Annotated in this window: 19 protein-coding genes; 4 read left to right on the top strand and 15 right to left on the bottom strand. The window is 70.8% G+C overall.

Annotated elements, in window-relative coordinates:
- Window positions 1-61 precede the first annotated feature (61 nt).
- The 11 genes from kynU to ACZ7M7_RS35185 all read right to left on the bottom strand — a co-directional run bounded on the left by kynU (window position 62) and on the right by ACZ7M7_RS35185 (window position 12010).
- A complete protein-coding gene (gene kynU, locus ACZ7M7_RS35235) occupies window positions 62-1267 on the bottom strand; it encodes a kynureninase (RefSeq protein WP_451172766.1) in 1206 nt (401 codons plus the stop codon).
- The gene (locus ACZ7M7_RS35230) at window positions 1260-2108 is read right to left on the bottom strand and encodes a tryptophan 2,3-dioxygenase family protein (protein ID WP_383615033.1); all 849 of its coding nucleotides are present in this window, start codon (window positions 2106-2108) and stop codon (window positions 1260-1262) included. Before ACZ7M7_RS35230 ends, kynU begins: the two co-directional genes overlap by 8 nt.
- A 154-nt stretch (window positions 2109-2262) precedes the next feature.
- A complete protein-coding gene (locus ACZ7M7_RS35225) occupies window positions 2263-2676 on the bottom strand; it encodes a DUF3151 domain-containing protein (RefSeq protein WP_328425366.1) in 414 nt (137 codons plus the stop codon).
- A 207-nt stretch (window positions 2677-2883) separates the two neighbouring features.
- Window positions 2884-4401 carry an MFS transporter gene (locus tag ACZ7M7_RS35220; protein WP_472124097.1) on the bottom strand — a complete coding sequence of 506 codons (1518 nt, stop codon included), beginning with the start codon at window positions 4399-4401 and terminating at the stop codon, window positions 2884-2886.
- 58 nt (window positions 4402-4459) lie between these two features.
- Window positions 4460-5482 (bottom strand): class II fructose-bisphosphate aldolase, encoded by a 1023-nt coding sequence (fbaA, locus tag ACZ7M7_RS35215; protein WP_370261656.1) that lies wholly within the window; start codon window positions 5480-5482, stop codon window positions 4460-4462.
- Between the two features lie 178 nt (window positions 5483-5660).
- Window positions 5661-6209 carry an orotate phosphoribosyltransferase gene (gene pyrE / locus ACZ7M7_RS35210; RefSeq protein WP_383615027.1) on the bottom strand — a complete coding sequence of 183 codons (549 nt, stop codon included), beginning with the start codon at window positions 6207-6209 and terminating at the stop codon, window positions 5661-5663.
- A 10-nt stretch (window positions 6210-6219) separates the two neighbouring features.
- Window positions 6220-7017: an aldose epimerase family protein gene (locus ACZ7M7_RS35205; RefSeq protein WP_472124093.1), complete on the bottom strand. Its 798-nt coding sequence runs from the start codon at window positions 7015-7017 to the stop codon at window positions 6220-6222.
- Window positions 7018-7269: 252 nt separating this feature from the next.
- Complete coding sequence (locus ACZ7M7_RS35200; protein ID WP_472124090.1) at window positions 7270-8190, bottom strand: SRPBCC domain-containing protein; 921 nt, start codon at window positions 8188-8190, stop codon at window positions 7270-7272.
- A gap of 124 nt (window positions 8191-8314) precedes the next feature.
- A complete protein-coding gene (locus ACZ7M7_RS35195; protein ID WP_472124088.1) occupies window positions 8315-9952 on the bottom strand; it encodes a polyamine aminopropyltransferase in 1638 nt (545 codons plus the stop codon).
- 93 nt (window positions 9953-10045) lie between these two features.
- On the bottom strand, window positions 10046-10603 hold the full coding sequence (locus ACZ7M7_RS35190; protein WP_472124085.1) for a DUF2617 family protein: 558 nt from the start codon (window positions 10601-10603) through the stop codon (window positions 10046-10048).
- An 882-nt stretch (window positions 10604-11485) separates the two neighbouring features.
- Window positions 11486-12010, bottom strand: a complete 525-nt coding sequence (locus tag ACZ7M7_RS35185; protein ID WP_472124082.1) for a hypothetical protein — start codon at window positions 12008-12010, stop codon at window positions 11486-11488.
- Window positions 12011-12249: 239 nt separating this feature from the next.
- On the opposite strand from ACZ7M7_RS35185, the gene ACZ7M7_RS35180 reads away from it, so the two are divergent.
- Window positions 12250-13440: a pyridoxal phosphate-dependent aminotransferase gene (locus tag ACZ7M7_RS35180; RefSeq protein ID WP_383633614.1), complete on the top strand. Its 1191-nt coding sequence runs from the start codon at window positions 12250-12252 to the stop codon at window positions 13438-13440.
- Between the two features lie 115 nt (window positions 13441-13555).
- On the opposite strand, the gene ACZ7M7_RS35175 is transcribed toward ACZ7M7_RS35180, so the two are convergent.
- Window positions 13556-14086, bottom strand: coding sequence for a YbjN domain-containing protein (locus tag ACZ7M7_RS35175; protein ID WP_383615005.1), 531 nt, complete (start codon window positions 14084-14086; stop codon window positions 13556-13558).
- Between the two features lie 136 nt (window positions 14087-14222).
- Here ACZ7M7_RS35175 and ACZ7M7_RS35170 point away from each other — a divergent pair, with 136 nt between their 5' ends.
- On the top strand, window positions 14223-14717 hold the full coding sequence (locus ACZ7M7_RS35170; protein WP_383615002.1) for a hypothetical protein: 495 nt from the start codon (window positions 14223-14225) through the stop codon (window positions 14715-14717).
- 109 nt (window positions 14718-14826) lie between these two features.
- Here the strand turns inward: ACZ7M7_RS35170 and clpB are convergent, their stop codons facing one another.
- Complete coding sequence (gene clpB / locus ACZ7M7_RS35165; protein WP_383614999.1) at window positions 14827-17424, bottom strand: ATP-dependent chaperone ClpB; 2598 nt, start codon at window positions 17422-17424, stop codon at window positions 14827-14829.
- Window positions 17425-17622: 198 nt separating this feature from the next.
- Between clpB and ACZ7M7_RS35160 the strand changes: the two genes are divergently transcribed.
- The gene (locus ACZ7M7_RS35160) at window positions 17623-18036 is read left to right on the top strand and encodes a pyridoxamine 5'-phosphate oxidase family protein (protein ID WP_472124077.1); all 414 of its coding nucleotides are present in this window, start codon (window positions 17623-17625) and stop codon (window positions 18034-18036) included.
- A gap of 203 nt (window positions 18037-18239) precedes the next feature.
- Here ACZ7M7_RS35160 and ACZ7M7_RS35155 read toward each other — a convergent pair whose 3' ends face one another.
- Entirely contained in the window at window positions 18240-18575 is a 336-nt protein-coding gene (locus ACZ7M7_RS35155; RefSeq protein WP_369272452.1) for a hypothetical protein, read from the bottom strand.
- A gap of 373 nt (window positions 18576-18948) precedes the next feature.
- Between ACZ7M7_RS35155 and ACZ7M7_RS35150 the strand changes: the two genes are divergently transcribed.
- Window positions 18949-19893, top strand: a complete 945-nt coding sequence (locus ACZ7M7_RS35150) for a helix-turn-helix transcriptional regulator (protein WP_472124073.1) — start codon at window positions 18949-18951, stop codon at window positions 19891-19893.
- A 62-nt stretch (window positions 19894-19955) separates the two neighbouring features.
- Here ACZ7M7_RS35150 and ACZ7M7_RS35145 read toward each other — a convergent pair whose 3' ends face one another.
- On the bottom strand, window positions 19956-21026 hold the full coding sequence (locus ACZ7M7_RS35145) for a helix-turn-helix transcriptional regulator (protein ID WP_472124070.1): 1071 nt from the start codon (window positions 21024-21026) through the stop codon (window positions 19956-19958).
- Window positions 21027-21282: the final 256 nt, after the last annotated feature.

Here is a 21282-nt window from a genome sequence, read left to right as displayed (position 1 = left end):
GGAATACGGCCTCGAGGGCGGACACTCTCCGGAAGAACAGTGCCCGCCCGGTACCGAACCGCTACCCCGGCAGCAGCGCCCCCAGCACCCGAGCCGCCCGTTCCACCTCCGCGAACCCCACGTACAGCGGCGTGAATCCGAACCGCAGCACATCGGGATGCCGGAAGTCGCCGACGACCCCTCGGTCGATGAGCCGCTGCATGACCTCCCCGGCGTTCTCGCAGCGCAGGGCCACCTGGCTGCCGCGTTCGTCATGGGCCACCGGGGTCAGGGACTCGACGCGTCCCTCCCCCACATAGGCCCCGACGCACTCCAGGAAGAAGTCCGTCAGCGCCAGCGACTTGGCCCGCACCGCCTCGACCGACACACCGTCCCAGACCTCCAGGGCCGCCTCCAGGGCGAGCATGGAGAGGATGTCCGGCGTGCCGACACGGCCGCGCAGGGCGCCCGCGGCCGGCTCGTAGGCGGGACGCATGCCGAAGGGCTCGGCGTGCGAGTTCCAGCCGGGGAGCGGGGAGTCGAAGCGGTCCTGAAGGTCTTGGCGTACGTACAGGTACGCCGGCGAACCCGGGCCGCCGTTGAGGTACTTGTACGTGCAGCCCACCGCCAGGTCGACCCCGTGCTCGTCGAGACCGACGGGCAGCGCGCCCGCGCTGTGGCACAGGTCCCACACGGCGAACGCGCCCGCCGCGTGCACGGCGGCGGTGAGGGCCGGCAGGTCGTGCAGCCGGCCCGTCCGGTAGTCGACGTGGTTGAGGAGGACGGCGGCGGTACGGCCGGACAGTGCCGCCGGCACCTCGGCGGGCGTCACGGGCCGTAGCGTACGGCCGGTCATCCGGGCCGCCGACTCGGCGATGTAACCGTCCGTGGGGAAGGTGGTCGCGTCGACCAGGATCTCGTCCCGGCCGGGACCGGCGGCCTCCGCCATCCGTACGGCGGCGACAAGTGCCTTGAAAACGTTGACACTTGTCGAGTCGCCGACCACGATCTGGCCGGCCGCCGCGCCGACCAGCGGGGCGATCCGGTCACCGATCCGCTCCGGCGCGGTCCACCAGCCGCTCTCGTCCCAGGAACGGATGCGCATCCGCCCCCACTGCCGCAGTACGACGTCCTCGACCCGTCCGGGCACGTTCGACGGCAGGGCACCCAGCGAGTTGCCGTCGAGGTAGACGACCTCGTCGAGCACGAACTCCGCGCGCTTGCCCGCGAGTTCGTCGGTCGCGTCGAGCTTCTCGGCCTTGGTGGCGAGTTCGGCGAACTCAGACATGGGACCTCGCCGTCCACAGCTCCGGGAACACGTTCTTCTGCGCCCGCTTCTCCAGCCAGGCCACGCCTGCGGAGCCGCCGGTACCCGCCTTGGCGCCCATCGCGCGCCGGGTGGCGACCAGGTGGTCGTTGCGCCAGCGCCACACCAGTTCGGCCACGTCGGTGAGCGCCTCACCCAGGCGGGCGAGTTCGGAGTTCTGGTCGCCGGAGTAGATCGCGGTCCAGGCCGCCTCGACCGCCGGCGACGGCTCGTACTTCTGCGACACGTCCCGCTTCAGCACTGCCTGCGGGATCGCGCAGCCGTGCCGGGCGAGGAAGCGCAGCACCTCGTCGTAGAGGCTCGGCTCGTGCAGCGCCTTCTCCAGCTCCGCGTGGACGCGGGGGGCGCCGCGGTGCGGGACCAGCATGGACGCGGACTTCTCGGCGAGCAGGAACTCCATCCGGCGGTACATCGCCGACTGGAAGCCGGAGCCCTCGCCGAGGGCGCTGCGGTACGAATTGAACTGGGCCGGCGTGAGCTGGCCGAGCGGCTTCCAGGAGGAGTTCAGGGCGTCCAGTTCCCGCACCGAACGCTTCAGGGCGTCGATCGCCACGGCCGGGCGGTCCTCGCGCAGGGCGCGTGCCGCGGTCTCCCACTCGTGGACGATGACGGTGAACCACAGCTCCATGACCTGGGTCGTGACCAGGAAGACCATCTCTCCGGGATCGTCGGAGAGGGTGTGCTGGAGGTGGGTGAGCACGTCCGCCTTGACGTAGTCCTCGTACGGCGTCGTGCCTGCGAAGTCGAGATTCGGGGTCTCGGGCTCCTGAGTCTCTGCGGACCTGTGAGCCTGCTGGGACATCGCTGTCTCCTGTGTAACTCCGGGTAGCGGTCCGCCCTGCCGTTATCGACAAAGGGGCCCCGGTCCCCACCCGGCATCCTCAGGGATGTCCTCCCGCATCGCAAGGCCCGCCCTCGTCACACCGGCGGGCCCCACGACAGGGGAGGTGCGGTGGCTAGCCCAGGGTCTGGGCGGCCGTCGGCGAGGAGTCCTTCAGGAACTGTGAGCAGCGCTCGTACTCCTCCTGCTCGCCGATCGTTCCCGCGGCGCGGGCGAGGGCGTGCAGGGCGCGCAGGAAGCCGCGGTTCGGCTCGTGCTCCCAGGGGACCGGGCCGTGGCCCTTCCAGCCGCTGCGGCGCAGGGCGTCCAGGCCGCGGTGGTAGCCCGTACGGGCGTAGGCGTACGACTCCACGACGCTGCCGCGCTCGAAGGCCTCGTCGGCCAGCTGGGCCCAGGCCAGGGAGGAGGTGGGGTACTTCGCTGCGACGTCCGCGGGGGCGGTGCCGCCGGCGAGGAGCTCGCGCGGCTCGGGGTCGTCGGGGAGGTGAGTCGGGGGCGGGCCCCCGAGGAGGTTTTCGTGAATGGCCATGGGTCAAGTGTGGGCCATCGCCGGGGCCGGTGGGTGCCGTGTCCTGCGCCCTGTCCTGCGCCCCCGCCGCCCCTACCCGTCCCGTCCGCCAGGAGCTGCCGCCCCTTCGCCCCGCACCTGGGGGCCTGCGGCCCCCAGACCCCCACTTCGGCCCTGAACGGGCCTCGTCCTCAAACGCCGGACGGGCTTGATTGCCTGGACCGGCGCCTAGCCGTCCCCCTCGCCCGCCAACCGGGACCTACTGCGCACCCCCTCCAGCGGCGGCGAAGTGATCGAGCCGTGGTGGAGGCATTCCGGTTTGCGGCAGTCCGGGGGCAGGGTGCGTACCGTCGCGAAGGCGATGGCAGAGCCGACGACCAGGGTCCCGGCACACCACAGCATCGCCCGTCCGAACGCGCTGTCGAAGGCGTCCGGCGACCGGTAGGCCTCCTCGCTCATGCCGGCGAGCAGCGGCAGTGCGGCCACCGCGATCAGGCCCGCCGCTCTGGCCGCCGCGTTGTTGATGCCGCTGGCCAGGCCCGCGCGGGCGACGTTCACTGAGGCGAGGACGGTGGCGGTCAGCGGCGCGACCAGGGTGACCAGGCCGAGGCCGAAGACGAAAACGGCGGGCAGTACGTCGGCGACGTACGAGGCGTCCGGGCCGACGCGCAGCATCAGCAGCAGGCCGGCCGCACTCACCAGTGGCCCGACGGTGAGCGGGATGCGCGGCCCGATCTTGTCGGCCAGGGCGCCGGACCGGGCGGAGAACAGCAGCATCAGCACGGTCGTCGGCAGCAGTGCCGTACCGGCCTGCAGGGCCGAGTAGCCGGAGACGACCTGGAGCTGGAGCGCGGCCAGGAAGAAGAAGCCGCCGAGGGCCGCGTACACGCACACGGTGACCAGGTTGACCGCGGTGAACTGACGGGACGCGAAGATGTCGAGCGGCATCATCGGGTCGGGCCGCCGTTTCTCGACGTACACGAAGGCGATCCCGGCGGCGACGCCCGCGACCGCCGTGACGGCGATGGCCAGGGACCCATCGCGGGCCTCGATCAGGGCGTACGTCACCAGTGCGAGGGAGAGCGCTCCGAGGGCCGCGCCGAGCACGTCGAAGCGTCCGTGCTTGGACCCTCCCCCACTCTCGGCTGGGCTCGAGCGGGAGGTGCCCCCATCGGACTCGGGGACGTGGCGCAGGGCGATGGGGACGCACAGCAGCGCCAGCGGGACGTTGAGCAGGAAGACCCAGCGCCAGCCGGGGCCGTCGACGAGCCAGCCGCCCAGGAACGGGCCGATGGCCGCACCGATACCGCCGAAACCGGACCACAGGCCCACCGCCCGGGCCCGGTCGTCGGGGTGGAAGGACGCCTGGATCAGCGCGAGGGAGCCGGGTGTGAGAAGCGCGCCCCCGATGCCCTGAAGGGTCCGCGCTGCGATGAGGAAACCGGCGTTCGGGGCGAGCCCGCACAGCAGCGAGGCCGCGGCGAACCAGACGACGCCGATGACGAAGATCTTGCGGCGGCCGTAGCGGTCGCCCAGGGAACCGCCGAGGAGGATCAGACCGGCGAGGGCCAGGGTGTACGCGTTGACCGTCCACTGGAGGGCGGACAGGTTCGCGTCCAGGTCCTCGCCGATCCGGGGGAGGGCGACGTTGACGACGGTCGAGTCCAGCATCGCCATGCTTGAGCCGAGGACCGTGGTGAGCAGGATCCACTTGCCTTGTGGGGAGGCCATCCGGACGTCGGGCATGACCCCAGGTATACAGCGAGCCCGGTGCCGTAGCACCGGGCTCGCTGCATGCGTACGGCTACTTGATCTTCGTGCCGGTGGAGCGCAGGTTCGAGCAGGCCTCCGTCACGCGCGCGGCCATGCTCGCCTCGGCGAGCTTGCCCCAGGTCCGCGGGTCGTAGGTCTTCTTGTTGCCGACCTCGCCGTCGACCTTCAGGACACCGTCGTAGTTCTGGAACATGTGGGCCGCCACCGGACGCGTGAAGGCGTACTGCGTGTCGGTGTCGATGTTCATCTTGACGACGCCGTTCTCCAGCGCCGTCGCGATCTCCTCGGCGGAGGAGCCGGAGCCGCCGTGGAAGACGAAGTCGAACGGGGACGCCTTGCCGTACTTGGCGGCGACGCCGTCGTTCAGCTCCTTCAGCAGCTCGGGACGGAGCACGACGTTGCCCGGCTTGTACACGCCGTGCACGTTGCCGAAGGACGCGGCGAGCAGGTAGCGCCCCTTCTCGCCGAGACCGAGGGCCTCGACGGTACGGATGGCGTCGTCGACGGTCGTGTACAGCGAGTCGTTGATCTCGTGCGAGACGCCGTCCTCCTCGCCACCGGTCGGGGTGATCTCGACCTCGAGGATGATCTTCGCGGCGCGGGCGCGCTCCAGCAGCTCCTGCGCGATGGAGAGGTTGTCGGCGAGGGTCTCGGCGGAACCGTCCCACATGTGCGACTGGAACAGCGGGTTCTCACCACGCGCGACGCGCTCCTCGGACACGGCGATCAGCGGGCGTACGTACCCGTCGAGCTTGTCCTTCGGGCAGTGGTCGGTGTGCAGGGCGACGGTGATGTCGTACTTCTTGGCGACGATGTGCGCGAACTCGGCCAGGGCGACGGCGCCGGTGACCATGTCCTTGCTGTGCTGGCCGCCGAGGAACTCCGCACCACCCGTGGAGATCTGGATGATGCCGTCGCTCTCCGCCTCCGCGAAGCCGCGCAGGGCCGCGTGCAGGGTCTGGGAGGAGGTCACGTTGATGGCCGGGTAGGCGAACTTGCCTGCCTTCGCCCGGTCGAGCATCTCGTTGTAGACCTCGGGGGTTGCGATGGGCATCTGTCCGCTCCTTGAGTGTGCGGGTTGACGTACTGCTTACAGCGTTCTTCTTTACGGCCCTGACCTAGACCTCGATTGCGACGTCATCGTCGGCATCGCCGGGGCCATCTTTCCATGACGAACCGGGATGCTCCGAGCGCCTGTCAGCAGCCGAGACGGACGTCCGCCGGGGCCGAGGTCAGTCGAGCCCCAACTCGCCCTTGGAGAACGCGAACAGGTACGGCACGCCCGCACCCTCCTGGATCTTCTCGGCGGCTCCGGTGGCCCGGTCGACGATCGTCGCGACGGCGACGACCTCGGCGCCGGCCGCGCGCACGGCCTCGACGGCGGTGAGCGGCGAGCCGCCGGTGGTGGAGGTGTCCTCGACGACGAGCACGCGCCGCCCCGCGATGTCCGGCCCCTCGACCTGCCGCTGCAGCCCGTGCGCCTTGGCGGCCTTGCGTACGACGAAGGCGTCGAGCCGCTTCCCGCGCGCGGCGGCGGCGTGCAGCATCGCGGCGGCGACCGGGTCGGCGCCCATGGTGAGCCCGCCCACCGCGTCGAACTCCAGCTCCGCGGTCAGATCGAGCAGCACCTGCCCGACCAGCGGAGCGGCCTCCCCGTCGAGGGTGATGCGCCGAAGATCGACGTAGTAGTCGGCTTCCAGCCCCGAAGACAGGGTCACCTTGCCGTGCACCACGGCCTTGTCCTTGATCTGCTGCAACAGCGCGCCACGTACGTCAGTCATGCCGCCCAGCTTAGAGGCGCCGCCAGCTCCAGACGGTCGCGGCCTCGAGCGGCTCCAGGGGCGTGACCAGGCGGGGCAGGGTGTTCAGCCCGTTGGGCGGCCCGGTCTGCGGCTCAACACACACGGCGGCCTCCTGCTCGTCGTAGACGACGACCCACTCCTCCCGACTGGCCACCTTCAGCTCCAGCTGCCCCGGCCAGGTGAGCGTGACGTCGACACCGCCGGGCATCCCGAAGCAGTCGTCCCAGGGCCCGGGCCGGGGCTCGATCCGGTTCCCGGTCGGCAGATGATCGTCACCGCGCTCTTCCTGCCAGGCGGGGCTGAAGTCGAGCAGCGCATCCTGGGCGCCCGCTCCGCCGAGGTTCCGGTTGAACCAGGGATGCCAGCCGATCTGGGCCGGGAAGGACGTCTCGTACGTCTCGACGGACATGGTGAGGCTGAGGCTGTCCGGGGTGAGCGCGATGACGTGGGTGACGCGGCCGGCGTAGGGCCACGGCTCGACCAGGTCGTACGTGATGACGGCCTCGTCACCGGCGACCCTGGCCACCTTCCAGGCGCCGTCGCGTGCCGTGCCGTGGATGGCGTGCGGCGGGGCGCTCAACGGCATCTGCCGCACGACGGCCCCGTCCAGGAACCGCCCGTCCCGGATCCGCCCACACCAGGGAACCATCGGGAAACACCCGAACCGCTCCCCCTGCCGCAACAGCTCCGTCCCCCCGACCCGAAGCCCCCCGACCCGCCCACCGTTCTCCGGCAGCACGTCCACCTCCGCGTCACCCGCGGTCAGCGTGATGTGTTCGTTACTCACGGGGATGACCCTACTGGGACGATCAAGGGGCCCGAACCCCGTCCGGCGTTCGAGGACGAGCCCGGTGCTTCTCGGCGCCGGCCCAGTTGTTTCAGCCCGTCTGGGGGTGCCCCCTCTGGGGGAGTTTGAGGACGAGGCCGTTCAGGTCGACAGCGGGGGTCTGGGGGTGGCAGCCCCCAGAGGCCGGGGTCGAAGGGGCAGCAGCCCCTGGAGGACGGGAAGGGTAGGGGCGGCGGGGCGAAACCCACGCCCTCAACGGCGCCGCCGCCACGCCCGCCCCACCACAATCGCCGACGCCACCACGATCGCCGCCGCCGGAGCAGCCCACCGCAACGTGGAACTCGGCACGACAGTCTGCGGCGCCGGCACAGGCGCATACCGCCCCCGCGGCGGCGCGTGATCCACTTCCTCCGCGCTGCGCCCGATCATCGTCCGCCGAGCATGCGCCGCCTCGGCCACAGGAGCCTCACCGTCCCCGGCCTCAGCCTCCGCCTCCGGTTCGAGCGCCGGCGGCGGAACCTCGGCGTCGAAGACGGACGCCTCCTCACCCCCGTCGCCGGAATCCGACCCCGCCGCCGGAGCCGAAGGAGCCGAAGCCGGCCCGGGCGCCGCGGCGTCATCCGCATCCGGCGTCGTCTCGAAGTCACTGGTCACCCGGGTCTCGAACTCCCCAGGAGCCAACCCCTCCACATCCTCGGAGGCACCCGCTTCCTGCCCCGCCTCCGGGGACACAGCCTCCTCCGCCACAACCCCCAACTGCTCCCCAAAACGGTTCAGCAACCGACCCACAGCAGAGCCGACCGCCTCCGCCGAGAACTCGGCCACCCGCCCGTCCGCCGAAGCAGTCCCCGCGAACTTCACGGTGGCCCCGCCCTCGGCTTCGAGGACCCGCACCGTGAGCGCGAGCTTCACAACCCCGCTGCCCCGCACCTCGGTCGCATCGCCCTCGACGGCGTAGGCGGACGCACCGTCACCGTCCTCCTGCGCGGAGACCCGTACGGCACCCCGATACGTGATCGTGTGACCACCGACGCGCACCTTCAGCCGCCCGGCAACGGGCTCGGCCCCGGCGTCCTGCTGGAGCCCGGGGACCGCCCGGGCAACCCGTGCGGGATCGGCCAGCACCGCCCTGAGCCGCTCGGCCGCAACCGGAACGAACACCTCATGCTCCATGGGGACCGAGCCTACCCAGCATGGCGTGAACCGCACCCACACATCCGAGGATTCTCACCGCAAGCCCTCCCGCCGGGCGTACCCTCCCCGATCCGCCCGAGAGCCCTGCACCCCACCACGCCCCTCAGTACCGCGGATGCACCAGCGTCGACGCCCCCAGCCCCCCGACCCGCGTGCCCTCGGCCGCCCGAGCATCCGCCGTCAGCCCCTGCCGCGTCAACGTCGCGGGCCGCGGCACCCCCTCCCCGAGCCGCAACGCCGGACGTTCGCCATGGCCCGCCAGGATGAACCCCCAGTCGTGCGGCGCCCGCGTGGGGCCCGCCGAGCGGTCGGGGCCGGCCGCAAAACCGGAACCGCGGCCCCGGACGCAGTACGGGGCGGTCCGCAGGCCCGCGGCGCGCAATGTCGTGTCGACCGTCCAGAAGACGCGGGGCCGGGAGGAGGCCGGGCCGGCGTGGACGGCCAGCCGGCCGTGCGGGGTCAGGGCGCGCCGGGCGAGGCCGTAGAACTCCTGCGAGTACAGCTTCGTGCTGGCGGTGATGCCGGGGTCGGGCAGGTCCGAGATGACGACGTCGTACGTCGCCGGCGGCGCCGCCCGCAGCCAGCGGAAGGCGTCGCTGGTCATGACGTGGACGCGGTTGTCGTCGTAGGCGTGGTCGTTGAGGTCGGCCAGCGGAGGATCGCGGCGCGCCAGGCTCACCACCCCGGCGTCGGCTTCGACGACATCGACCCGGTGCACCCCGGGATGGCGCAGCACCTCGCGCGCCGCCAGCCCGTCCCCGCCACCGAGGATCAGCACGCGCGTGCGCTCGCCGCTCATCACGGGGTGGACCAGCGCCTCGTGGTAGCGGCGTTCGTCCTGGCCGCTGACCCGCAGGCGGCCGTCCAGGAAGAGGTTCAGGGGCCGGCCGTGCGTGCCGCCGGTGATGACGACCTCCTGAAGGCCGGTGTGGAGGGCCACGCGTACGTCCCGCCCGTACACCGCGTGCCGTGCCGCCCGTTCGAAGTCGTCGACGAGTACGGCGGCCGAGGCGAGCACGCCGAGCACGGCGACATTGGCGATCACCAGCAGCCAGCGGGCGCGGCGGCTGAGGTCCCTGCGGAACAGGCCGAGGACCAGCGCGCCGCCCACGACGGCGTTGACGGCGCCGGTGATCAGCGCGGAGCTCAACTGGCCCAGCAGGGGCAGGAGAAGGAAGGGGAACGCCAGGCCGCCGACGAGCGCGCCGACATAGTCCGCGGCGAACAGGTCGGCCACCGCGCCGCCCGCGTCCTGGCGCCGGATGCGCTGGATCAGCTCCATCAGCAGCGGCACTTCGGCGCCGATCAGCAGGCCGATGATGAGGGAGAAGGCGACGAGGAGACAGCGGGGGCCGCTGGCCCACAGGCCGCCCCAGTCGCCGGTCCAGGCGAAGACGGCGTAGAGCGCGAACGCGCTGCACCCGCCGACGAGGGCGAGTACCGCCTCGATGGCGCCGAAGCCGGCCGCGGCGTACGGCCGCAGGCGTTTCGCGGCGAGGGCGCCGAGGCCCATCGCGAAGACCATGACGGACAGCACGACGGAGGCCTGGGTGACCGAGTCACCGATCAAGTACGAGGCGAGGGCGACGAGTTCGAGTTCGTACACGAGTCCGCAGGCAGCACAGACGAAGACGCCCGCGAGGACGAGGAACCGCCCGGTTCCCGGCCTGACCGGAAGCCGTGCGGGGCCACCCCAGGGCGGTGGTGTGCCGGGCGGGGCGGGGGCGTGCGGCTCGATCACGTTGCCGACGGTACGTTACGCCTGCGGCACGCTACGTCACCCACACGTGTGTTCTTGAGGTGGGGGACGTTTGCGTCGCCGCCACCGGGAGGCTCAAGCGCCGGACGGGCTGGACTGCCTGGACCGGGGTCTGCGCGTGACCGCCACCGCCCTCACCCCCACCCTCGTGCGCGTCGCCACCAACTGCCCGTCCTGCGGGTACGCGTGCCACGTCCGCCAGTGCACCTGTCCCTCGTGGTGCTGGGCCAGCATCGCGGTGAAGGCGTGCGGGCTGCCGGGGAAGACGCCGGCCAGGCCGTGCGGGTGGTCGGCGACCAGGGCCAGCAACTCCTGGGCACGACCGGCGAACTGACCTGGTGACAGGATCTCCACCCGGGCCGCGAACTCGTACTCCCAGTCGCCCGCCCGCTTGGCCACGCCGAGCGGAAGGGGCGTGCTGCTGCCGGGCATACAGGCCACCGTCTCCGAGCAGATGCCCCGGTCCTCCTCCAGGAGCACCTGGTGGGACGCGCCGAGCAGTCGCAACTGGAGCTTTGTCCCGGTCAGTTCGAGGTCGAGCGTGGCCAGCGCGGGCAGCGGCTCCCGCCCGAGGGCCCAGGCGAGGTCGGCCGCGCGCGTGTCGGTGTAGGCGGTGTTCAGGGTCGTGAGCATGGGTCGGCTCCGCAAGCACGCAAAGAAAAAGGGGAGGTTTCGGTCTCCGGCGGCGCACCCCGGCCGACACCGGGAGTCGACCCGGTCAGCCCAGTCGGCCGGTCAGAAGGGGTGTCCGCGGGACGTCCGAGAGGGTGCGTTGGTGATTTTCAGGGAATCATGAAGTGTGGCGCCGCCACAGCGTTTTTACCCAAGTTCGTAGGGTTTCCATCCCTCAGAGGGCTTATCAGCTCAACTGTTCAACTCCGGCGTACGCCTCTGAGGGCGGGGCGTGCGCCGGTGCGCCGGTGCGCCGGTGCGAACACGAAAGCGGGGCCGGTCCCAGGTACCGGCCCCGCTCCAAACGGATGCGATTCCCCCTGCTCGGGGAGCTCAGCTGCCCCGTGTCAGCTGCCTCCGCCACCGCATCCGCCCCCGCCCCCGCCCCCTCCTCCGCAGGACGACCCGCCTCCGCATGACGAGCCGCCCCCGCAGGACGAACCACCGCTGTCTCCCCCGCCGGCCCACCAGCTGCTGCTGCCGCCGCTGTCGTGCGAGCGACTCCTGCGGCTGCGCGAGCGGTTGGCCGACCGTGAGCCGCCGCGCACGGCGGACACGAAGATCAACACGAAGACCAATGCGACCAGCGCCAGAACAAACCCTGTGATCATGGCGTCAGCCTCCTTCCGTTCCCCCGAAGCGGACCGTGGCGTCCCCCCGTGGGCGCCTCCCGCTCGGTGCGTGGGAGGGAGATGCCCGGCCGCCTCACGGCCCAAAGCAGAGTTGAGGAACTTCAGAGCCTTCTCATCGCACAACGGCCCCTGACCTGCACAGAAGCGCAGTTCAGGGGCCGTTCGGGGCTCACTGGGCTATCCGCGGGCCGTGCTCTCGCCCAAAGATTGTTCAGGCTCCGAGGTGTGCCCCGTCGCCGGCGCCGAGGAGGGGGATCATGAGCCGGCGTTCGACGGCGGTCGGCAGGGACCACAGTTCGGCACGCCGCTTTTCGTCCTCCGCGCCCTGGCGGGCGGCGCGGCGGATACCGGGCACGGCCAGCGCCAGGGCGGCCAGGGACACGGCGAGCCCGGTCCCGAGGAGTACGCCGGCGAGTGCGGCGCCGTCCGCCAGGGCGAACGGAAGCGCGAATCCTAGGCAGAGCGTGCCGAGGCCGCCGAGGACGCAGACCATCCACCACAGTGGCGTGAGCGGGTGCTCGTTGCGCAGGTGGTTGACCAACTGCCGGTCGGTGGGACGCCGCCGCGGATGCTCTCCGGCGGCGATGAACAGCTCGGCCCGCCCGCGCAGCGCCCACACAGCGTGCACTCCCACCCATACGACGGGCAGCACGAACAGCGTCACCAGCACCAAACACGCCTGGATCGCCCGCGGCACCGGCACCCACCCGGAGGCGTCGGCGACCACGGATGCCACAGCGGCTCCCACGAGTACGGCACCCGCCGCGCTCGTGGCCACGAGCCATCGCCGGGCCCCGCGCACCCGACCGCTCAGAGGGAACTCGACCGCGTCCAACGTCTTCTCCAATCGATGGTCGCAGGTACTGTACGCAGCCGTCCGAAGAGAACAAGCGCGGGCTGCTGCCGCCCGTCTGCGCAGGCAAAGGCGGAGACCTTCCCCAAGGAAGTTGAGGAACTCCGGAGCTTGGGCGCAGGATGTCGGGCATGACCTCCCGCTCCCGCCCCCTGCTCAACCGCCGGCTCGCCGAGTTCGGGACGACGATCTTCGCCGAGATGTCCGCGCTGGCCCTGCAGACCGGATCCATCAACCTGGGTCAGGGCTTCCCCGACACGGACGGACCCGAGGAGGTCCGCGAGGCGGCCGTACGGGCCCTGCGCGACGGGCGCGGCAACCAGTACCCGCCGGGCCCCGGAGTCCCCGAGCTGCGCACCGCGATCGCCGCGCACCAGGAGCGGCGCTACGGGCTGTCGTACGACCCCGACACCGAGGTCCTGGTCACCGCGGGCGCCACCGAGGCCATCGCCGCCGCCCTGCTCGCGCTCGTCGAACCCGGCGACGAGGTCATCGCCTTCGAGCCGTACTACGACTCCTACGCGGCCTGTATCGCCATGGCGGGCGGCACGCGCGTGCCGGTCACCCTGCGCCCGCACGAGGGAAGCTTCCGGCTGGACCTCGACGAGCTGCGCGCCGCCGTCACCGACCGCACCCGGCTGCTGCTGATCAACACCCCGCACAACCCGACCGGCACCGTCCTCACCCGCGAGGAGCAGGCCGCGATCGCCGAGCTGGCCGTGGAGCGGGACCTGCTGGTGGTGACCGACGAGGTGTACGAGCACCTGGTCTTCGACGACGCCGAGCATCTGCCGCTCGCCACGTTCCCGGGCATGCGGGAGCGGACGGTGTCCATCGGGTCGGCGGGCAAGACCTTCTCGTTCACCGGCTGGAAGGTGGGCTGGGTGACCTCGACGCCGGCCCTGGTCACGGCCGTGCGCTCGGCGAAGCAGTACCTGACGTACGTCTCGTCGGGGCCGTTCCAGTACGCGGTCGCCGAGGCGCTCGCCCTGCCCGACAGCTACTTCGCGGCCTTCCGTGACGACATGCTGGTCAAGCGGGACCTGCTGGCAGGGGGGCTGGCGGAGGCGGGCTTCGAGGTCTTCAAGCCCGCGGGCACCTACTTCATCACCACCGACATCCGCCCCCTCGACGAGACGGACGGTTTCGCCTTCTGCCGTGCCCTGCCGGAGCGGGCCGGGGTGGTCGCCATCCCCAACGCGGTCTTCTACGACCACCGGGACGCGGGGGCGCCGTTCGTCCGGTTCGCGTTCTGCAAGCGCACGGAGGTCCTTGAGGAGGCGGTGAAGCGGCTCAAGTCCCTGGCGGGCTGAGCGCTCGCGCTCGTCCACAGCCTGTGGACGGGGGCGGACAGCACGAACCCGGCCCGGCACGCGACCGTGATGGCCGGTGCCCTGGCCGGGCTCTGCCGAATCCTGGTGTCGAGGACTACTCCTCGTCGTCCTCGGGCTTGTCCGCCTCGTTGATCTCCTGTTCCAGGCCGAGCTGCTCGACGAGCCACTTGTCGAACTCGATGGCGGCCCGCACCCAGCTGACCGTCGACGAGACGAAGTGCTCCAGGCTCACGCCGGTGCCGATCAGCATCTGCGCCTCGCCGATCAGGCGGACGGTGCCGTCGTCGTGCGTGTGGGTGTAGACCTTGGGCCACAGGGTCCGGCGGTTCCAGTCGTCGATCGACTCAAGAAGCAGGGGCTTCTCGTCGATCTTGTGGGGCCGGTCGTAGAACGTCCGCACCGAGAAGACCTGCTGGTCACCCTCGCCGCGGAACATGAAGTACGTACGGAACTGCTCCCACGGCGCCGCGAGGTCACCCTCGTCGTCGACGACGTACTTCAGCTCCATCTGGTCGAGGAGCTGCTTCACGAGGTCCTGATCCGGGACAACGGGGCCGGGCGGCGGCCCGGAGGGCTCCGGCTGCTGGCCCCCGAAGTTCGGGATCGAGGACGGGTCGATGCTCACCGTGATTTTCCCTTCGTACGGATTCCGCCATCCTCCCCCATGCGGGGAGGGGGGTGGCAAGCCCGGACCGGCCCTGTCAGCCGTCGGCTGACATGATCTGGCCTGTCGCAACGGACCATTGCGGAAGGTGGGGGTCATGTCCGGAACAAAGGTGGGCGCACAGGAGCGCCGGGGCCGCACCAGATGGCCGGTGGTAGCCGCGATCGTGGCACTGCCGGGGCTGGTCCTGGTGGGCCTCATGGCCTTGGTGGTGATGTGGGTGATGACGGACGACCCGTCCCGCTCCGGTGCCGACACGGTCGCCTGCCCGGACGCCCTGCACTTCGGCGGCGCCGAGCTGCCGGACGGCGCCGAGGTCGTCGGGTCGTGCAAGACGCAAGGGTTCCAGGACATCCATTACAGCGCGACCTTCCGCATGCCGCGCGCCGACGTCTCGGGCTGGCTCAAGGAGACCTATCCGGACGCGCCGGCGCCCGGGACGGAGTTCTGCGGCGGCGTGGATGTGGATCTGTGTCTCGATCTGGACGCCCCGGGCGGCCATCCCGACGCGGGCGCCCACGCGGTGCAGGTGAGGGTGGAGTACGAGGACGCCGACACCGCGCTCGTACGCTTCGCCGCGTTCACCATGTGACCGCGCGACCACGTGACTGACCCATGACTGGGTGACCCATGACTGAGTGACCGAGTGACGACGGCCCGCCCCGGGATTCGGGGCGGGCCGTCCCACTGCTCCGGCGCGGCTACAGCGTCTTCCCCGTGGCAGGCCCCACGATCAGGCCGTCCCCGAAGGCGTCCACCCGTACCGTGTCGCCGTCCTTGACCTCGCCGGAGAGGATCTCCTTGGCGAGGCGGTCGCCGATGGCGGTCTGGACGAGGCGGCGCAGGGGCCGGGCACCGTAGGCCGGGTCGTTGCCCTCGTCGGCGAGCCAGGCCAGGGCCTCGTCACTGACCTCCAGGGTGAGCCGCCGCTCGGCCAGCCGCTTGGCGAGCCGGTCGATCTGTAGCCGGGCGATCCGGCCCAGCTCGTCCTTCGACAGGGCCGAGAAGACCACCAGGTCGTCCAGGCGGTTGAGGAACTCCGGCTTGAAGGAGACCCGGACCACCTCCAGGACCTGCTCCTTCTTCTCCGACTCACTGGTGATCGGGTCGACCAGGAACTGGCTGCCCAGGTTGGACGTCAGCACCAGGATCGCGTTGCGGAAATCGACCGTACGGCCCTGTCCGTCCGTCAACCGTCCGTCGTCCAGCACCTGAAGGAGGATGTCGAAGACCTCGGGGTGCGCCTTCTCGACCTCGTCGAGCAGCACGACGCTGTACGGCCGCCTGCGCACCGCCTCCGTCAGCTGGCCGCCCTCCTCGTAGCCGACGTACCCGGGGGGCGCGCCGACCAGCCGGGCCACGCTGTGCTTCTCGCCGTACTCCGACATGTCGATGCGGACCATCGCCCGCTCGTCGTCGAAGAGGAAGTCGGCGAGGGCCTTGGCGAGTTCGGTCTTGCCGACGCCGGTCGGGCCGAGGAAGAGGAAGGAGCCGGTCGGGCGGTCCGGGTCGGCGATGCCGGCACGGGTGCGGCGTACCGCATCCGACACGGCGCGCACGGCCTCACCCTGTCCGATGAGGCGCCTGCCCAACTCCTCCTCCATCCGCAGGAGTTTCTGCGTCTCGCCCTCCAGGAGGCGGCCCGCGGGGATGCCGGTCCAGGCGGCGACGGTGTCGGCGATGTCGTCGGAGCCGACCTCCTCCTTGACCATCGTGCTCTTGGCGGCCTCCTCCTCGGCCTGCGAGGCCTCCTCCAGGTCCCGCTCGAGGGCGGGGATCTCGCCGTAGAGCAGCTTGCTGGCGGAGTCGAAGTCGCCGTCGCGCTGGGCGCGTTCGGCCTGCCCGCGTGCCTCGTCGAGCCGTTCCTTCAGCTCACCGACGCGGTTGAGGGACTGCTTCTCCTTCTCCCAGCGGGCGGTCAGGCCCCGCAGCTCCTCCTCCTTGTCGGCGAGATCGCGGCGCAGCCGCTCCAGGCGTTCGAGGGAGGCCGCGTCGGTCTCCTTGCTGAGGGCCAGCTCCTCCATCTTCAGCCGGTCCACGGAACGCTGGAGCTCGTCGATCTCGACGGGGGACGAGTCGATCTCCATCCGGAGCCGGGAGGCGGCCTCGTCGACGAGGTCGATGGCCTTGTCGGGCAGGAACCGGGAGGTGATGTACCGGTCCGACAGGGTGGCCGCGGCGACCAGCGCGCTGTCCGCGATCTGCACCTTGTGGTGGGCCTCGTAGCGCCCCTTGAGCCCGCGCAGGATCGCGATGGTGTCCTCGACGGTCGGCTCGGCGACCAGCACCTGCTGGAAGCGCCGCTCCAGGGCGGGGTCCTTCTCGATCCGCTCGCGGTACTCGTCGAGGGTGGTGGCGCCGACCATGCGCAGCTCACCGCGCGCCAGCATGGGCTTGAGCATGTTCCCGGCGTCCATGGCGGAATCCCCGCCGGCACCGGCGCCCACGACCGTGTGCAGCTCGTCGATGAAGGTGATGATCTGCCCGTCGGAGTTCTTGATCTCCGCAAGCACGGTCTTCAGCCGCTCCTCGAACTCGCCGCGGTACTTCGCCCCGGCGACCATGGCGCCCAGGTCGAGCGCGACTAGCCGCTTGTTCTTCAGCGACTCCGGCACGTCCCCCTTGACGATCCGCTGGGCGAGCCCCTCCACGACGGCGGTCTTGCCGACGCCGGGCTCGCCGATGAGGACGGGGTTGTTCTTGGTGCGCCGGGAGAGCACCTGCACGACCCGCCGGATCTCCTGGTCCCGCCCGATGACGGGGTCGAGCTTGCCCTCCCGGGCGGCGGCCGTGAAGTCGGTCCCGAACTTCTCCAGCGCCTTGTACTGCCCCTCGGGGTCGGCGGTGGTGACGCGGCGCCCGCCGCGGGCCTTCTGGAAGGCCTCCAGCAGCTTCTTCGCGGTGGCACCCTGCTGGGCGAGCACCTCACCCGCCTGGCCACCCTTGGCGGCGATACCGACGAGCAGGTGCTCGGTGGAGAGGTACTCGTCCCCCAGCTCCTTGGCCCGCGCCTGCGCGTCCGCGATCACGGCGAGCAGCTCACGGTTGGGCTGCGGGGGCGCGACCGTGGACCCGGTCACGCTGGGCAGCGCGGCGAGCGCCTTCTCGGCGCCGGCCCGCACGGAGGCCTGGTCGGCGTCGACGGCCGCCAGCAAGTCGATGATGTTCTCGTTCTCCTGCCCCTGGAGCAGAGCGAGGAGCAGATGGGCGGGCGTGAGGTCCGCATGCCCCTCGGTCAAGGCCCGGTTACTGGCCGCGTTGATCGCGTCCCGGCTCCTGTTGGTCAGCTCGGCGTCCACGTTGGCGTTCTCCTCCTGGCGTCAGCGTCTCAGCGTCTCCCATTACTGACTGAGTCAGCGTACACAAAGTTGAGTCTATTCCACTCAAGGTAGTCCGGGGAGGCTTGGGGCGGCTAGGCCCTGCCGTCAGGTTCCCGTCGTCCGCCCGGGCCGCGGTGGCAGGCGGGAACCTGGCGGCAGGGCCTAGGGTTCCGGGCCATGGCGGCATACCCCCAGGATCCCGGCGCGCCGGACGCGCCGTACCTCACCTTCTGGCAGGAGAGACACCTGTGCACCCTGACGACCCTGCGCCCGGACCTCACCCCGCACGTCGTACCCGTCGGAGTGACATACGACCCTGAGGCGCGGCTTGCTCGGGTGATCACGAACAAGTCCAGCGCGAAGGTGGGCCACGTACGGGCCGGCGGCCCGGACGGCGCCCGGGTCGCGGTCTGCCAGGTGGACGGACGGCGGTGGGCAACGCTGGAGGGCCTGGCGCACGTCCGGAACGACCCCGGGAGGGTCGCGGAGGCGGTACGCCGGTACGCGGAGCGGTACGGGCGCATGCCGCGGCCGAATCCCGATCGCGTGGTGATCGAGATCGAACTGACGCGGGCGATGGGACAGGGGTGAACCCGAGTGAGCCCTGGGACGGGATTCCCGGGGTCCGGGTTCCAGGTGGCCGGATACCGGGTGACCGGTTTCGGCCACCGCAGGAACAGGGGGATACGGGTAAATGTCCCCCGGAAACTGCAGCGGCGTCACCGTGTTCAGGTCACGGTGACGCCGCTGCGGGGGGAAGCACCTGAGCGATCTGTTACGACGGGGGAATCGCGTCAGGCACTGCGGGGGGTGGCTGAGATGGTCCTTGGGGCCGGGGCCTCCGGTTCCACCAGGCGGTGGTCGCGCTGATCAAGATTGACGAAGATCATTCCGTACCGGATGGCACACCTGACGGGTTGCGGCGCCCCCCGAGGCCGTCGCAGACACCGGTAAGCCCGCACGTCCTCGTCCTCGTCCCGTGTGACGACCACCGGCTCTCCGAAGACGGTCACCATCAACGAGTCACCGGAGTGGGGGATCGCGGTGACCAGGTCGATGAAGTGCCAGCCGGAACGGTAGGCGGTGGCCATTTCTCGGCGGAAGGAGCGGTCGTCGGGTGGGGTGGTCATGCCGACTCCTGCTCGCCGCTGCTCGCCACGGCGTTGGCCGGCCACGAACTGTCCTTGGCGATCGTGACAGTCTGGGACTGGGTGGGCCAGCTACTGTCCGCTCGCGAGTCGCTCTTCGCTTCCGAGAGGCCACTCAGGACTCCGAAGGCCACAACGGTGGAGAAGGCGGCGACAAGAATCGAGCGAAGCATTCTGTTCCGCATAGTCGGCTTCGTCCTCACTTGAAGGTCCCCTCTTCCCCCGTCGAGTAAGACGATGGCTCATTCGGGCACTTCATGGCCACACGATCGGTGCATCATGTTCCTGCATGTTCAGGACCCTGGGGGGTGGAGATTTGGTGACGAATCAGACTAAAGCGATACATCCCCATGCGATGACCGAGATGTGCGCGGAAGGTGGCCGACTCTATGCGAACGCGCTGCGCACGGGGCGTATCGCACGCACCGACGTGGAGTCGGTCCCCTGCCTGATGGAGTTCGCTCTGCTCTACCCGGACGCGGACGACCCGAACTGGCTGCGTCCCGTTCCGGCGTCGGTCGCCCTGGCTCAGCGGCTCAATCCCATCGAGCGGGAGATCTCCGACCGCAGGCGGCTGTCCGTCGAGCTGGCCGACGCACTCCAGCCATTCATGGACCTCAGCGCTCAGGTGACGGGGGGCACGCACTCCATCACCGTGCTGGAGGGCGGGGAGCGGATCAACGCCGCCCTCAATCTGGCCACGGCCCAGTGCCAGACCGAAATGCTCACGGTCCAGCCGAGCAACCGCATCTCGGAGAGCAGCTTGTTGCAGGGCCTGGAGCGCGACCGTCCGCTGATCGAACGCGGCGTGCGCATAAGGACCCTCTACCAGCACACGGTGCGCCACAATCCGGGGAAGCTGGCCTATGTCGCCCAGCTCTCGGACGGCAAGGTGGAGTACCGCACCATCGACGAGCTGGTCGAGCGCCTGATCATCTGCGACGAGTCGGTCGCCTTCATCCCCACCCGCGACGACCAGCAGGTGGCCCTGGAGCTGCGCCAGCCCGGACTCATCCGCTACCTGATCAAGGTCTTCGAGTTCATGTGGAGCCGCGCGGTTCCGCTGACCGAGCACGCGCCCTACGAGACCGCGCCCGACGGCATCACGGAGATCCAGCACTCCATCGCGAAGCTACTCGTGGAGGGCCACGTCGACGAGGCGATCGCCCGCCGGCTGGGCATGAACGTGCGCACCTGCCGGGCCCACATCGCCAAGCTGGCCACCGCCCTGGGCAGCGGGAGCCGGGCTCAACTCGGCTTCCTCATCGCGCAGTCCGGAATCCTCGACAACGAGAGCTGAGCGACGGGAGTGCGGTGAGGAATCGGTTCGGGCTGAGCCGGTTCGGGCTCAGCCCGGCTGTCTCACCGGCCGGTCGGGGACTCCTGACCGGGTAGACCGGGCGCCCGGGGAACCCCGGCCACGCTGATCACCGAGGCCCCCGACGACGATGCCCGCGAGCGGTCCAGGCCCACCTGGGCGATACGGACGCCGAGTTGCGTACGGCTCGCCGCGCCCAGCGTTTCCGACAGGCGCGCGATGTGCGCCCGGCACGTCCGTACGCTTATCCCCAGCCGCTCCGCGATCACCGCGTCCTGGTGGCCCTCGGCGAGCAGCGCCGCGATGGACTGTTCGCGGTGGGAAATGCCCTCGATGCCGGTGTCGGGCAGGGGTGCGGTCAGCGGGATCGCGAGGCGCCACAGCCGCTCGAAGACCGTGACCAGGTAGTTCACCAGCGCCGGATGCCGCAGTTCCAGGGCCATCGTGCGGTCGGCGTTCGCCGGGACGAAGGCCACCGTGCGGTCGAAGAGGATCAGCCGGTCGATCACCTCGTCCAGCGTGCGGGCCTCCACCGAATCGCCCATCAGTTCAAGGTAGTTCAGCAGGCCCTGGCCGTGCCGCGCCACGTGCGTGTACAGGTCGCGCATCCGCACGCCCCGCCCCCGCAGCTCCATCGCCCGGTGCAGCCCCTCCGTCAGCTCGTGCTCGGGACGGATGCCGCCGGGCTGCACGGTCAGCACCTGGCTGGTGCACGCCTGCGTCGCCTCGTCCAGGGCGCCCTGGATGCGCGCGTCACCGTCCAGGACCCGGATCGCCGTGCCCTCGACGCCGGACGCCTGTGGGAGCTGGGGCCCGAGCCCGGCGTACCACTCGAACGCCGCCACCGCCGAGCCCACCCGCCGCTGGCTCGCGCTGACCTCGTCGTACACCCCGCGCAGCAGCCGTGTCATGACCTCCTGCGGGGCGGTCGGCACCAGCCAGTCCATGTCGTCGGGGTCGGGATGCAGCAGCGCCAGGTCCAGCAGGCAGGGCACCGGCTCCGCGTCCCGGCGCGGCACGCGGCCGCGCCGTACGGCCCGGGAGTACACGCGGTCCCCGGCCTCGCACAGTCGGTCGGCACCGTGGGGATGCTCCTCGGTCCCGTGCCCGGCCATCGCCCCATCCACCCCCGGTTCTTGCCTTTCGCCGGCTCGCTCACCTCCGGAGCGCGGTGTCGACCTCCGCCGGGACACCCGGGCCGGGCGTGGCCCTGGTCGACAGGCCCACCGTGCTCGGCCCGTCGGGCCTACGGTTCGCTCGCGCTTCCGCAGCGCAACTATGCGCGGACCGGCCGTGCTCCGCAACACGACTCGCGCCGGGACGGCCGCCGTAAAACACCGGTACGCCCCGGTATTTACCGGCCTCCGTCCG

The organism is Streptomyces sp. NPDC111606 (assembly GCF_055656945.1).
Note: the sequence above shows the minus strand (reverse complement) of the source record. Positions and strands in the feature narration are given on the sequence as shown.

Coding starts and splice junctions, on each gene's coding strand:
- kynU (WP_451172766.1), bottom strand. CDS start 1,267: ATGTCTGAGTTCGCCGAACTCGCCACCAAGGCCGAGAAGCTCGACGCG.
- ACZ7M7_RS35230 (WP_383615033.1), bottom strand. CDS start 2,108: ATGTCCCAGCAGGCTCACAGGTCCGCAGAGACTCAGGAGCCCGAGACC.
- ACZ7M7_RS35225 (WP_328425366.1), bottom strand. CDS start 2,676: ATGGCCATTCACGAAAACCTCCTCGGGGGCCCGCCCCCGACTCACCTC.
- ACZ7M7_RS35220 (WP_472124097.1), bottom strand. CDS start 4,401: ATGCCCGACGTCCGGATGGCCTCCCCACAAGGCAAGTGGATCCTGCTC.
- fbaA (WP_370261656.1), bottom strand. CDS start 5,482: ATGCCCATCGCAACCCCCGAGGTCTACAACGAGATGCTCGACCGGGCG.
- pyrE (WP_383615027.1), bottom strand. CDS start 6,209: ATGACTGACGTACGTGGCGCGCTGTTGCAGCAGATCAAGGACAAGGCC.
- ACZ7M7_RS35200 (WP_472124090.1), bottom strand. CDS start 8,190: ATGGAGCATGAGGTGTTCGTTCCGGTTGCGGCCGAGCGGCTCAGGGCG.
- ACZ7M7_RS35190 (WP_472124085.1), bottom strand. CDS start 10,603: ATGCTCACGACCCTGAACACCGCCTACACCGACACGCGCGCGGCCGAC.
- ACZ7M7_RS35180 (WP_383633614.1), top strand. CDS start 12,250: ATGTCGGGCATGACCTCCCGCTCCCGCCCCCTGCTCAACCGCCGGCTC.
- ACZ7M7_RS35170 (WP_383615002.1), top strand. CDS start 14,223: ATGTCCGGAACAAAGGTGGGCGCACAGGAGCGCCGGGGCCGCACCAGA.
- ACZ7M7_RS35160 (WP_472124077.1), top strand. CDS start 17,623: ATGGCGGCATACCCCCAGGATCCCGGCGCGCCGGACGCGCCGTACCTC.
- ACZ7M7_RS35155 (WP_369272452.1), bottom strand. CDS start 18,575: ATGACCACCCCACCCGACGACCGCTCCTTCCGCCGAGAAATGGCCACC.
- ACZ7M7_RS35150 (WP_472124073.1), top strand. CDS start 18,949: ATGACCGAGATGTGCGCGGAAGGTGGCCGACTCTATGCGAACGCGCTG.
- ACZ7M7_RS35145 (WP_472124070.1), bottom strand. CDS start 21,026: ATGGCCGGGCACGGGACCGAGGAGCATCCCCACGGTGCCGACCGACTG.